Annotated in this window: 10 protein-coding genes; 4 read left to right on the top strand and 6 right to left on the bottom strand. The window is 63.2% G+C overall.

What is annotated here, in order from left to right:
• Nucleotides 1-2 precede the first annotated feature (2 nt).
• The 6 genes from NKI64_RS13675 to NKI64_RS13700 form a co-directional block, all read right to left on the bottom strand.
• Nucleotides 3-4,952 carry a YadA-like family protein gene (locus NKI64_RS13675; RefSeq protein WP_352668397.1) on the bottom strand — a complete coding sequence of 1,650 codons (4,950 nt, stop codon included), beginning with the start codon at nucleotides 4,950-4,952 and terminating at the stop codon, nucleotides 3-5.
• Nucleotide 4,953: 1 nt separating this feature from the next.
• Entirely contained in the window at nucleotides 4,954-5,373 is a 420-nt protein-coding gene (locus NKI64_RS13680; RefSeq protein WP_023687221.1) for a hypothetical protein, read from the bottom strand.
• Nucleotides 5,374-5,606: 233 nt separating this feature from the next.
• Nucleotides 5,607-6,542 (bottom strand): helix-turn-helix domain-containing protein, encoded by a 936-nt coding sequence (locus NKI64_RS13685; protein WP_023756384.1) that lies wholly within the window; start codon nucleotides 6,540-6,542, stop codon nucleotides 5,607-5,609.
• Nucleotides 6,543-7,355: 813 nt separating this feature from the next.
• Nucleotides 7,356-7,556, bottom strand: coding sequence for a hypothetical protein (locus NKI64_RS13690; protein ID WP_023684556.1), 201 nt, complete (start codon nucleotides 7,554-7,556; stop codon nucleotides 7,356-7,358).
• Between the two features lie 289 nt (nucleotides 7,557-7,845).
• Nucleotides 7,846-8,655 carry a L,D-transpeptidase gene (locus tag NKI64_RS13695; protein ID WP_023692792.1) on the bottom strand — a complete coding sequence of 270 codons (810 nt, stop codon included), beginning with the start codon at nucleotides 8,653-8,655 and terminating at the stop codon, nucleotides 7,846-7,848.
• Between the two features lie 175 nt (nucleotides 8,656-8,830).
• Nucleotides 8,831-9,493 carry a haloacid dehalogenase type II gene (locus NKI64_RS13700; protein ID WP_023743721.1) on the bottom strand — a complete coding sequence of 221 codons (663 nt, stop codon included), beginning with the start codon at nucleotides 9,491-9,493 and terminating at the stop codon, nucleotides 8,831-8,833.
• 168 nt (nucleotides 9,494-9,661) lie between these two features.
• Between NKI64_RS13700 and NKI64_RS13705 the strand changes: the two genes are divergently transcribed.
• The 4 genes from NKI64_RS13705 to NKI64_RS13720 all read left to right on the top strand — a co-directional run bounded on the left by NKI64_RS13705 (nucleotide 9,662) and on the right by NKI64_RS13720 (nucleotide 12,805).
• On the top strand, nucleotides 9,662-10,540 hold the full coding sequence (locus tag NKI64_RS13705) for a branched-chain amino acid aminotransferase (protein WP_023673688.1): 879 nt from the start codon (nucleotides 9,662-9,664) through the stop codon (nucleotides 10,538-10,540).
• 105 nt (nucleotides 10,541-10,645) lie between these two features.
• Nucleotides 10,646-11,248, top strand: coding sequence for a superoxide dismutase (locus NKI64_RS13710; protein WP_023673687.1), 603 nt, complete (start codon nucleotides 10,646-10,648; stop codon nucleotides 11,246-11,248).
• Nucleotides 11,249-11,407: 159 nt separating this feature from the next.
• Nucleotides 11,408-11,845: a c-type cytochrome gene (locus NKI64_RS13715; protein WP_023687226.1), complete on the top strand. Its 438-nt coding sequence runs from the start codon at nucleotides 11,408-11,410 to the stop codon at nucleotides 11,843-11,845.
• Nucleotides 11,846-11,854: 9 nt separating this feature from the next.
• Nucleotides 11,855-12,805, top strand: a complete 951-nt coding sequence (locus tag NKI64_RS13720) for a cytochrome c (protein ID WP_023752753.1) — start codon at nucleotides 11,855-11,857, stop codon at nucleotides 12,803-12,805.
• Nucleotides 12,806-12,821 lie beyond the last annotated feature (16 nt).

Here is a 12,821-nt window from a genome sequence, read left to right on the forward strand (position 1 = left end):
CTCTAGTTCAGCGTAAGGCTGACGCCCGCGCCGACACCCCAGTGTCCGCCTGCCGTCGTACCGGACAGGTTCGCTCGAACACGTCCTTCCTCGCTGGTGTAGCCGGCGCCGAAGGCCAGGGCGCCTTCACCGCGCCAATAGCCTCCGCCGGCGGCCACGCTCAGCTTGCCGGGACGATCGTCGTAGCGCAGCGAGCCGGCCGCCAAGCCGATTGCCGCAGCCTGGCGCGCCTCGCCCCTGACCTCTCCCATGTCCATGTTGAGCTGGCTGAGTTTGGAGTCCGCATACGCATTGGCTTGCTGCAGCGTGGTGGCCGCCACCTGGTTGGTGTAGTTCTTCGAATTGTCTAGGTTGAGTGCTAACCCGCTGTTGAACTGCTGAACATTGACCGCATCGGTGTTGGCAACGCCCGGCCCGACATTGTGGATGACCACCGGCGTGTTCGGGTCGCCGCCGGCAAGGGTAATCGAGTTGGACTTGTTGCCGTTCCCGTCCTTGTCGTACTGGACGGCGAACTGATTCAGGTCGCCGACGCTACCCTGCATGGCTTCGACCGCCTGGTTGGTGGCGAAGAGCTGGCTGCCGTTGATGGCGTCGGTGGAGGTGCCGCTGATCCGGCCCGCCGCGACATTGGTGACGGTGCGCTCGTTGCCGACGGTGCCGACGCTGACCGTGCTGGTCGGAGCTGTTCCGGCGAAGGTATAGGCAACGCCGTTGATCGTGGTGCCGGTGGTGGCGACCGCCGCCGCCGTCGTCGAGCCCGCGCCGAGCGCGACGCTGCCCGGCTCGTTGGCCTTTGCGCCGGCGCCGAGCGCCACCGCCTGCGCTCCGTTGGTGGTCGCGTTGGTGCCGAGGGCGATGCTGTCGGCCTGGTTGACCGTCGAATTCTGGCCGATCGCGATGCCTCCCGGCGCCGTCTGCTGCACGATGGCGCCGTTGCCGATGCCGATGCCATTGTCGCCATTGACGGTGGTGCGCGGACCGACCGCAACCGAATCGACGCCGACCGCGAGCGAATCCGCTGCCGTCGAATTGGCATGGAAGTACAGGCTCCCCGTCACCGCGAACGAGCTCAGCGCGCCCTTCAACTGGCGAAGCGTGACCGCGTCCTGGTCCTGCGTGCCGTCGGCCACGTTGATGATCTGGCGATAGGAGGTGGAGGTGCCGACCGAGACGGCGCCGAGCAGGCTCATGTCCGCGGTGTTGTAGGGAATGAGGCCGGTGCCGGAGAGGATCGATCCCGATACGGGCGCGACCGCCCGATCCGAAACCGAGCCGGCGCCAAGCGCCACGCCGCCGATGACGCTGGCCTGGGTGTCGCGGCCGAGCGCCAGCGCATTGTCGGCGCTCGCGGTCGCCTGGTAGCCCAGGGCGGAAGAGCCGATCCCTTGCGCGAAGGAGTCCGCGACGGCAAGCGTCCTGTCGTTGGTGCGCACATAGCGGATGCCGTCGCCATTGGCGTCGGTGTAGGCCAGCGAGGTGTCGCCGGCAATATTGCTGATCGAATTGCCGAGATTGGTGATGTCAGCAGTATTGGCGGCGATATCGGTGGTGTTCTGCGTCACCTGCTGGTTGGTCGCAAACAGCTGCGAGCCGTTGACCGCATCGGTCGAGGAGTTGCTCAACTGCCCGGCCGCGACGTTCTGGATCTGGCGTTCGGCGCCCACCGAGCCGACCGAGAATGCACCCGCGGGCGTCGCGCCGGCGAAGGTGTAGGCAACGCCGCCGATCGTGGTGCCGCCGACCGCCGTGGTCACGGTCGACACCGCATTCGCGCCGATCGCAACGTCGCCGGCATTGTTGGCCACGGCATTCGGGCCGACCGCAACGGAATCCGTCCCCAGGGCCTGGGAATCCGCCAGCGTCGAATTGGCATGGAAATACTTGATGCCGCCGCCGGTGCTGATGCTGTTGATTGTGTTGCCGAGATTGGTGATGTCGGCGGTGTTGGCGGCGATGTCGGTCGTATTCTGCGTCACCTGCTGGTTGGTGGCGAAGAGCTGCGAGCCGTTGATCGCGTCGGTCGACGAATTGCTGAGCCGGCCCGCCGCGACATTGGTGATGGTGCGTTCCGCGCCGACCGCGCCGACGCTGACGGTGCTTGCCGGCGTCGTGCCGGCGAAGTTGTAGGCGACGCCGCCGATCGTCGTGCCGGCGGTGCCGACCGCCGCGGCGGTTACCGAGCCCGAGCCGAGCGCCACGTCGCCGGCGTTGCTGGCGTTGGCGAGGGCGCCCAGCGCGATTGCATTCTGGGCGCCGGCATTCGCTCCTACGCCGAGAGCGGTCGCTTGAAAGGCGGTTGCAAACGCGTTCTGGCCGATCGCGGTGCTGGACGTGGCTGTGGCATTGGCGTTGGCACCGACGGCGGTGCTGTATTGGCCCGAGGCCTTGGAGATGTATCCCATCGCCGTTGCGTCAAGCGCCGATGCGACGGCGCCGCTGCCGAAGGCCGAGGCGTTGGCGTCGGAGGCGCTCGAATTGGTGCCGGCCGCGATGGCGTTTGTCCCCGTCGCGGTCGCGACTGGTCCGATAGCAACGGAGTCCGTGCCCGTTGCGGACGAGTCCGCCGCCGTCGAATTGGCGTGGAAATACTTGATGCCGCCACCGGTGCTGATGCTGTTGATCGTGTTGCCGAGATTGGTGATGTCGGCGGTGTTGGCGGCGATGGCCGTCGTGTTCTGCGTCACCTGCTGGTTGGTGGCGAAGAGCTGCGAGCCATTGATGGCGTCGGTCGACGAATTGCTGAGCCGGCCCGCCGCGACATTGGTGATGGTCCGCTCCGCGCCGAGCGCGCCGACGCTGACGGTGCTCGTCGGCGTCGTGCCGGCGAAGTTGTAGGCCGTGCCGCCGATCGTCGCGCCGCTGGTGCCGACCGCCGTCGCGGTCACCGAGCCCGAACCGAGCGCTACGTCGCCGGAGCTTGCCGTCGCCGTCGCGCCGTTGCCCAGCGCGACATTGCCGGCAAGGCCGGCTGCACCCGCCGTCGAGCCATTGCCCAGCGCCACGGAGCCTTGCCCGACGGCCTTGTTGTTGTTGCCGATGGCAACCGCGCCTGCGGCCTGGTTTGCGGCTGTGGCGGTTGCCGTGCCGTCGCTGTTGGCGATGTTGTTGGCGCCGCCGGTGAAGGCGCCGGTGCCGCTGGCATAGCTCGGATCGCCGATGGAGACCGCGCCGTTGCCGTAAGCCGTGTTGCCCGAACCGATGGAGACGGCCTTGCCGCCGGTTGCCACCGCATTGGTGCCCATGGCGACCGCTTCGGCCGAATCCGCCTTGGCGTTGTTGCCCACGGCGATGGCGCTCGTGGCGCTGGCGGTGGAGAGGGCGCCCAGCGCAACCGCATTCTGGGCGCCGGCATTCGCTCCTACGCCGAAAGCGGATGCTTGAACGCCGGTTGCAAACGCGTTCTGGCCGATCGCCGTGCTGGACGTGGCGGTGGCGTTTGCGTTGGCGCCGACGGCGGTGCTGTATTGGCCCGAGGCCTTGGATATGTACCCCATCGCCGTTGCGTCAAGCGCCGACGCGACGGCCTCACGTCCTACGGCAGCGGAATCGGCGCCGCTGGCGACAGATCCCCAGCCTGCGGCTGTCGCATAGTTGTTGCTGGCCGTGGAACTGGTGCCGAGGGCTGTGGAATTGCCTCCCGAAGCAACGGACAAGGTGCCCAAGGCATTGGCGCCTGCCCCGGTGGCACTGGCCTGGACGCCGAGGGCAACGGAATTGACACCGCTCGAGATCGTACCTTGGCCAAGTGCCATCGCTCCGCCTGTACCGGAGGCTGCCGCATTCAGGCCGATTGCGACGCCGTATTGGGTCGACGCACTGGCGTTGCTTCCCATCGCAACGGCATCGGCGGAAGATGCTTTCGCGGCGGTGCCGAGCGCGACGGCAGAAGCGCCGGAAGAGACCGAATTCGTGCCGATCGCGATGCTGTTGGGCAGTGCGGTGTTGGCCTGAACACCCGCCAGTGCGCCGACGCCGAATGCGATGGACTGGTTGCCCCAGGCACTGGCGGTGTTGCCCATCGCCGTTGCGCTCGTTCCGGTCGCTTTGGTCAGGACGCCTATGGCAACGGTGTTTTGCTGATTTGCCGTGACATCCGTACCAAGGGCGATGGCGCCCTGCGAGAGCGCGCCTGATCCCGCGAGGGTGCGCCCGCCAATGTTGATGGAGTTGATGCTGGTCGCGGTCGCCTGGAATCCAATGGCGACGGCATTCTGGTTGCTTGCGACAGCGCTGTTACCTTGGGCAATCGAATCCACGCCGGATGCCGTTGCCCCGAACCCGAGCGCGGTGGCGCGCAATCCGGTCGCCCGGGTAACAGGGCCGATCGCGGTCGAGTTGACTCCGTCGGCACGCGCATTATTGCCAAAAGCGGCCGCGCTTGTGGTTGCAACCGAATTGACGCCAATAGCGCTTGCTGCGTCCCCGTTGGCCTTGGCGTTCCCGCCCACGGCGAGGGCATTGACGCCGGTTGCGCCTGCGAAGACACCTATGCCTATGGAATTGAGGCCATTGACACCCATCGCATAGCCGATGGCGATCGTGCCGTCGCCCGTTGCACTGTTGGAACTGCCCAACGCCACGCTGTTATTGCCATTCGTCGCGGCGCCGTTACCGATGGCGACGGCGTTGCCGCCGGTCGCCGAACCGCCGCCAGCCTGATATTGTGCCTGGGCCGGTGTGGCGAGGCCGAGCGCGGCGATTGCGGCCAGGCCGCCGAGCACGCTGGCCGGGCTCACGCCACAGGCCAGAGCCGAACGCACGCTGGTGCCGCTTCTCAATGTTCCCAGACCCATATTCTTGCGACCGAATCCAAGAACCCGGTGAGCCATGCGCAGCACCGCCATCAGGCGGCGCCGCACCGAGCGGCTGTCGGCCGCGCCCGCGATCCAGTTTCCGACAAAGCTTGAAGAAAGTTCGATCCTTCTCCGCCCCTCGACGCGTTTGGTCATGCTAGTTTTTCCTCGCAATTGCCGAGGCGCTCTGATGTGCCGCACCATTCGCCTCGGTGGCCAAAAAATCTTCGAAATTGCGCGTCTTCTCCCGCAACGAGAGACCGACCTTCGCGCCTTGTTTTTCAATCAGCTGATAGGCGCTCGCGACCCATGGCTGCGTCGGCTCTGGAACCGTATGCAGTGCAGCCTCCGTCCGTTCCGGCGGCAGGCTTACCGCCACCAGCGCGCGGCAGAGATCGAAATGAAATCCCGGATCGCCTTCACCACAAGCCGGAGAGGTCAGTCCAAGCACGAAACAGGCCAGGAGATGGTCGAGTTCCGCAGCGCTGATCCGGCTGGCGTATTGGCGTTGCAGTGCTGCCCAGGCCGCTTCGGCCTTAGGCGCGAAGACCTCGATTTCCGCGAATTGAATGTCCATGGGACAATCCGACATGCTGTATCATCTGGTTGCTCCCCCGCCCCAAATGACTTCCATCGCGACCATGAGCACATTCGCGGTGCAGGTATTTTGGAATAATCCGGAATCTTTGTAGGAAAATCCGGTATTTGGTCCCTGCGCGACAACTGTGACTGCTCTGCCACACAACCTTCGACTATACTGAAGATCAATCGAGGTATCGCCGCGGACAATCATGCGCGCCGCAACAGTCGTTAACGTTGCAGCTTCACCTGCCTGGGGGTTCTGTTCCGGTATCTGGACATGGTGACCGTCAAGTGGCTCTGGTCCGAGAATCCACTGAGATGAGCGACTTCCGCAATCGACAGGTCGCTCTCGATGAGAAGTTTTTCGGCGAAATCGAGACGCAGCCGCAGCAGATATTTGTGCGGCGGCTCGCCAAAAGTCTTGGTGAATGCCAGGATGAAATGGCTCGGCGAAAGGCCACAGAGTGCGGCCAGCTCGGCCACCGCGATCTTGCTGGAAAAATTTACCTCCAGGAATTCCCGCACCCGCCGGGCGCTGCGGTTCGACAGACCGCCCTTTGGGGCTTGTGGCAACTTTCGCGCTCCTGCGTAGTTCCGAAGCAAATGGACGCCGAACATGGTGACCAACGAATCGACATAGAACTCGTTTGGAGTTTCCCGATCCGTCAGTTCCGCCTTCAGCAACTGCGCGAGTTGCAGCGCCTGGAAGTCGACGGTCCCGAACGGCGGCGGCTGAAGCTCGGCATGGCCGGTGTCGAATTCACGCGTTGCCAGCTCGAAGAGACTCTCGGGGGTGAGCGCCACGATTACGCTTTCCGTGGTGGATGACCGGGTCACCTTGCCGCCGAGGTCGGCTGGGACGATCATGATCATACCGACGTCGCCGTCGTATTCGTGGACTTTGTCGCTGCCCAGCGATGCCGCTATCCCTGGTGAGGGTGCAAGCAGAACCGAAGCGAAATGTTCCGCCGCTTTGAATGTGTGTGATCCCGGCCCATGAACGACATGAGCCGCGCCGCCTCGAAACGTGACCAGGTAGCGCCCCGCGCTTTCCGGAATTCCGTCGAAGATGCGACGATCCGCGCGCCGCCGCTCTGTCCCGGCGCTTTCCTGGACGTTGCCTCTATGTTGCATCTTCGTCTCTGCCACTGCTGCGCCGATCAATCCAATCCTGTGCTGTATCGAGGCGCCCAGAATTCACGTTTGCTCCTGGGCGTTTCCTTCGAATCCTACAGATGCTGCTTTATATTGAAAGAAGAATTTGAGCTCAAATGAAAATTTTACCAGGATTTTGACTATAAATTTACAGGGTTGAATTTTTAGCCAAGGCTACCTGACCATTTTCCGATCTTATCTTACCATTTGTGCCTAGTTATTGTGCATCGTGTGCCATCACAATCCAGCGTTGTATTCTGAATATAGGTCGCGCGGCCATTGACAGATCTGGCGACTATCTGTCATTGCCACGGACGATCCAGCAGCAGTTATCGCCCGAGCCATGGCTTCTTTCCCTTGTGCTTCTTCATGGCGGTGGCCAAATGGCCTTGATCCGAAAATCCTGCGAGGTAAGCGACTTCGGCGATGGCGACCCTCCAGGAACGTCTGGGATCCAGGGCTGCGGAGAGAGCGTATCCCGCTCCCCGCATGGTTGCTCTTCCGGGATCGGCATTTTCGGGGATTATGTCGAGGGCGTGCCGATCGACCCGATCAGCGCCTGCGCTGCGTTCCTGAACCTCGCCCGCATTTTTCATTCAGCCTTGCCTCAGCCGCTTTGCCAGCCCATCGAAATTCCGTGCCGTGCAAACAGCCAACCCGGAAATCCGGACGGTAATTTGTATCCCCCATAGTCCTGCCCAAAGGCAGCCTAGCGCATCCCGCGGATAGAAAAAACATTGTAAGTGAAGAAAAAAGTTCGCGCGAGAAAAACATGGCCTGGCTTGGCCGGCGCTACGGAATTATTCGGCTCATGCAGGCCTGCTAAAGATCGCCTCGGCGTTTCTCGTACAGATCCCAGGACAGCTCGACCATGGCCAGAAGAACGTCTTCCTGGCTCCACCCGGCGGCAACCGCCGCCTCGACAATTCCGCGGACGAGCGGCAGCAATTGGCGCTCGCATTCGGCCGACAGGTTGGCCTCGGCGCCGTCGGCAGGCGGACTATCGAAATCAAATCCCACCATCGGCGTTCCCCCGCCATCAATGATCTAATGAAATGTATGTCTCTGCAATCATACTCCCGTCTAATATACATCAATCGGTAACGAAACACAGCAGCGTCGAGATTGACAGGGCATGGCCGCCCCGATTGCAGCGGCTCCATGGTTCGTCTGGATGTCTTTTTTGGCCTCCTGTTGCCGGCATTGCATATCTTGGATGCGAACCCCAGGCATTCGCGTAAAGCTATCGGGATCCTGGCGAGCTTTGCCGCATGGAGCGGAACCTGCCGCTTCATGGCATCGATGAAGTCGATCAGGTCACCGGGCCGAGCAGGACCGAGCCATCCGGCACCCCGCCATCGATCGGGATGGCTCTGCGGTTTGCGCTCGCCGCCATCGGCTGGCCGATGTCGGACGTCACGATGACCGGGCTCTTCGACGGCACGCGGTCGTAGAGGTCGATGATGTCCTGATTTATCAGGCGCACGCAGCCTGACGAGACGGATTTGCCGATCGAGTTCCATTCCGGCGAGCCATGCAGGCGGTAGAGCGTGTCGACGTTGTCGTGGAACAGGTAGAGCGCGCGGGCGCCGAGCGGGTTCTTGAGGCCGCCGGGCATGCCGCCGTTCTTGGCGCTGTATTCTTCCAGTTCAGGCTGGCGGGCAACCATCTCATCGGGCGGCGTCCATTTCGGCCATTTCTGCTTCCACTGGACGACGGCGTCTCCCGACCATTCGAAGCCGGCGCGGCCGAGGCCGACGCCGTAACGGATCGCCTGGCCGCCTTCGCGCACCAGATACAGGAAATGGTTGGTCGTATCGACGATGATGGTGCCTGGCCGCTGGCCGGTCGGATCGGGAACGATCTGGCGCAGGAACTGCGGGTCCATCTTCTTGATCGGGATGGCCGGGAGCTCGAACCCGCTGTCGGAAATCGGGCCGTACATCGTCGCATAGTCGCCGAGCGGCGGCTCGTCATAGGTCGGCGGTGGCGGTTCGACCGGCGCCGGCGCCGGTCCGGTGGTGGTGCAGGCGGAGACCGCAATCGAAGCGGCGCCAAGGGCTGCAGCATTCAGAAAGCCGCGACGGCTCAGGCGATAGGGGTCGATTTCGGTCTTCAACATGGTTGCCTTTTTTAAGTCTCGAATCGCAAGAAAGCGTGAATGCCTTCAAGCGGCGCAGTGGTCGGCCTCCCCCAATGCCTGACGCGATAGGCGGTTCCGATTCTGGCCTGAGGGTGGACAAACAAAGGCGAAGCTGTGACCGCCCTGCCACTGTTGCTCGAAGGCAACAGAGTGATCAGCCGCCGGTCAGCAGGCCTTCAAGCGACGGCAGGATCAGCGCCGGCGGGAAATCCCGGTATTCCTCGGGCTGGTTGGCGCGGTTGATCCAGACGGTGCGAAAGCCGAATTTGGTGGCGCCGGCGATGTCCCAGCGGTTGGACGACTGGAACGAGACGGCGCCCGGATAGAGCCGCCAGCCCGTCGCCACCATGTCGTAGGTCGACGGGTCGGTCTTGAAGCGCCTGACGGCGTCGACCGAAAAGATATCGTCCAGCACCTGGTCGAGGGCGGCCGACTTGACCGCCGCTTCCAGCATCTCGGGCGAGCCGTTGGACAGGATTGCGAGCTTGGCGCCGGATGCTTTCAGTGCCTTCAGCACGGCCGGCACTTCCGGATAGCAGTCGAGCCGCCAATAGGCTTCGAGCAGCTTGGCCTTCAGTCCCTTGTCGGCGGAGGGAACCTTGCGCAGGGCGAAATCGAGCGCCTGTTCGGTGAGCTGCCAGAAATCGGCATAGCCGCCCATCAGCGTGCGCACCCAGGAATATTCCAGCTGCTTGGCGCGCCAGATTTCCGAAAGCAGCGGGCCGTCGGGGCCGATCTCGCCGTCGTGACGGCGCACGGCGGCGTGCACGTCGAACAACGTGCCATAGGCGTCGAAAACGTAAGCCGCGTAATGCATGGCGACAGTTTTGAGGGCAGGCGGCGCAAGGTGCAAGCATCGATTGTAGTCTTGATCGCTTTCTTGGGGCGCTCTGGCCTCAACAAAAACCGCTCCATGCCGGTTGACGGCGCCGGTCAAAGCATCTTCCAATGCTTGGCACAGGCAGCTTTGAAGCGGAACCGAACAATGACACTGGCGACTGCGGCGCTATCGGCGACATGGACCTTCGTCGACGGCGACTGGTACGAAGGCAACGTCGCCATTCTGGGTCCGCGCAGCCACGCCATGTGGCTCGGCACCAGCGTCTTCGACGGCGCCCGCTGGTTCGAAGGCGTCGCCCCCGATCTCGAGCTGCATGCCGCTAGGGTGAACGCATCGGCGACCGCGCTCGGCCTCGCGCCGTCGATGAGCGCCGATGAGATTGTTGGACTGACCTGGGACGGGCTGAAGAAGTTCGACGGCAAGACAGCGGTCTACATCAGGCCGATGTACTGGGCCGAGCATGGCGGCTACATGGGCGTGCCGGCCGATCCGGCCTCGACCCGTTTCTGCCTCTGCCTCTACGAATCGCCGATGATCTCGCCGACCGGCTTTTCGATCACCGTGTCGCCGTTCCGGCGGCCGACCATCGAGACCATGCCGACCAATGCCAAGGCCGGCTGCCTCTATCCCAACAATGGCCGCGCCATCCTCGAAGCGAAGGGACGCGGCTTCGACAATGCGCTGGTGCTGGACATGCTGGGCAATGTCGCCGAGACCGGAACCTCGAACATCTTCCTGGTCAAGGACAGCCACGTGTTGACGCCGGCGCCCAACGGCACCTTCCTGTCCGGCATCACCCGCTCGCGCACCATGACGCTGCTTGGCGATTACGGCTTCAAGACCACGGAGAAGATGCTGTCGGTGCGCGACTTTCTCGAAGCCGATGAGATCTTTTCGACCGGAAATCATTCCAAGGTCGTGCCGATCACCCGCATCGAGGACCGCGATCTGCAGCCCGGGCCGGTGGCCAAGAAAGCGCGCGACCTTTATTGGGAATGGGCGCATTCGACTTCCGCCGGTTGAGCCGCTAAAAGGCAATTGGCGCTTCATTCCGGAGTTGTTCCAGATCAATGCAGCCCTATCTTAATCCGGTATCCGCACCGGATTTTTCCATGAGGAGTATGACCGATGGCTTTTGAATTGCCCGCCTTGCCCTACGACTACGAGGCCTTGCAGCCTTACATGTCGAAGGAGACGCTGGAGTATCACCACGACAAGCACCACAAGGCCTATGTCGACAACGGCAACAAGCTGGCCGCCGAAGCGGGCCTTGGCGATCTGTCGGTCGAAGAGGTGGTCAAGCAGTCGTTCGGCAAGAATGCCGGCCTCTTCAACAACGCAGCCCAGCACTACAACCACATCCATTTCTGGAAGTGGATGAAGAAGGGCGGCGGCGGCAACAAGCTTCCGGGCGCCCTGCAGAAGGCTTTCGACGCCGACCTCGGCGGCTACGACAAGTTCAAGGCCGACTTCATCGCCGCCGGCACCACCCAGTTCGGTTCGGGCTGGGCCTGGGTCTCGGTCAAGGACGGCAAGCTGGCGATATCCAAGACGCCGAACGGCGAGAACCCGCTCGTCCATGGCGCATCGCCGATCCTTGGCGTCGATGTCTGGGAACATTCCTATTACATCGACTACCGCAACGCGCGGCCGAAATATCTCGAGGCCTTCGTCGACAGCCTCATCAACTGGGACCATGTCCTTGAAATGTACGAAGAGGCGAAAGCCTGATCGACCCAGAGAAGCCCCGGTACTCCGGGGCTTTTCTTTCTCAGCTGAAGCAGCAGGCACACAAAATTCGGCAGAATCCGGCCGGCGGACAGGGAATAATCCCGGCCCGCCCTCCGTTAACGTTAGGTCGCGACCCCTCATCATCCTGGAGCCAATTGAATGAGAAAGCTTGTTATCGCCATCTCTATGCTCAGCCTCGCCGCCTCGGCGGCTTTTGCCGACCCGATCCTCGACCGACAGGGACTGATGAAGGAACGCGGCAAGATTGTCGGCGGCCTGTCGAAAATCGCCAAGGGCGAGGCAGACTTCGATGCCGCCGCCGTGCTGACGGCGCTGCAGGCGCTGCAAGTCAATGCCGAGAAGTTCGATGTCGACGCGCTGTTCCCGGCCGGCAGCGACAGCGGTGATACCACCGCCTCGCCCAAAATCTGGGAAGACATGGCGGGCTTCAAATCGACCGAGGACAAGTACCTCGCCGACGTCAAGGCCGCAGTCGCCGCCGCACCCGCCGATGTCGATGCGCTGAAGGCGCAGATCGATACGCTCGGCAGTGATTGCGGCACCTGCCACAAGACCTATCGGGTGAAGAAGAGCTGATCCCGGGCAATGCCCTTGTGGAAAAAATTTGTCGGCGCCGCCCTTGTCCTGGGCGTCGTCGGTGCCGGCGCCGGCTGGTTCCTGTCGGCGCCGGTCAAGCTCGACACTGGCACCCTGGCGCAGCTCGGCCCCGGCGACGCCGCCAGGGGGAAGCGCATTTTCAATGCCGGCGGCTGCACCTCCTGTCACGCCAAGCCGGGCTCGCAAGGCGACGGCCGTTTGCAACTGGTCGGCGGCCTCGAGCTCAAGACGCCGTTCGGCACCTTCGTGCCGCCCAACATCTCGCAGGATCCCAAGGACGGCATCGGCGCCTGGACGGTCGAGGACCTTGCCAACGCCATGCTGAAGGGCGTGTCGCCGTCGGGCGAGCATTTCTATCCGGCCTTCCCCTACACATCCTACGCCCGCATGAAGCCGGCTGATATTGCCGATCTCTATGCGTTCCTGAAGACGCTGCCGGCGGTGGCCGGCAAGGCGCCGGACAATTCGCTGAGTTTCCCCTTCAACATCCGTCGCGGCCTCGGCCTGTGGAAGCGGCTCTATCTCAGCAAGGAGCCGGTGATTGCCTTTGCCGATGGCACGCCTGATCCGGTACTGGCCGGCCGCTATCTGGTCGAGGGACCCGGCCATTGCGGCGAATGCCACACGCCGCGCGACTTCACCGGCGCCACTAGGAAGAGCCAGTGGCTGGCTGGCGCGTCGGCAGCCGAAGGCAGCGGCGTCGTGCCGAACATCACATCGGGCGAGGGCGGGCTCGGTGACTGGTCGGAAGCCGACATCGCCAACTATCTCGAAACCGGTTTTACCCCTGATTTCGATTCGGTCGGCGGCGCCATGGTCGACGTGCAGCGCAACATGGCCGAACTGCCGCCGGAAGATCGCGCGGCAATAGCCGCCTATCTCAAGGCGGTGCCGCCGCATCCCAACGGCTACCCGGTGCGCAGCAAGCCGGCCAAGTGATCCCGGCTACAGGTGG

Origin of the sequence: Mesorhizobium sp. M0478, from assembly GCF_040321305.1 — a bacterium.
GTDB lineage: Bacteria > Pseudomonadota > Alphaproteobacteria > Rhizobiales > Rhizobiaceae > Mesorhizobium.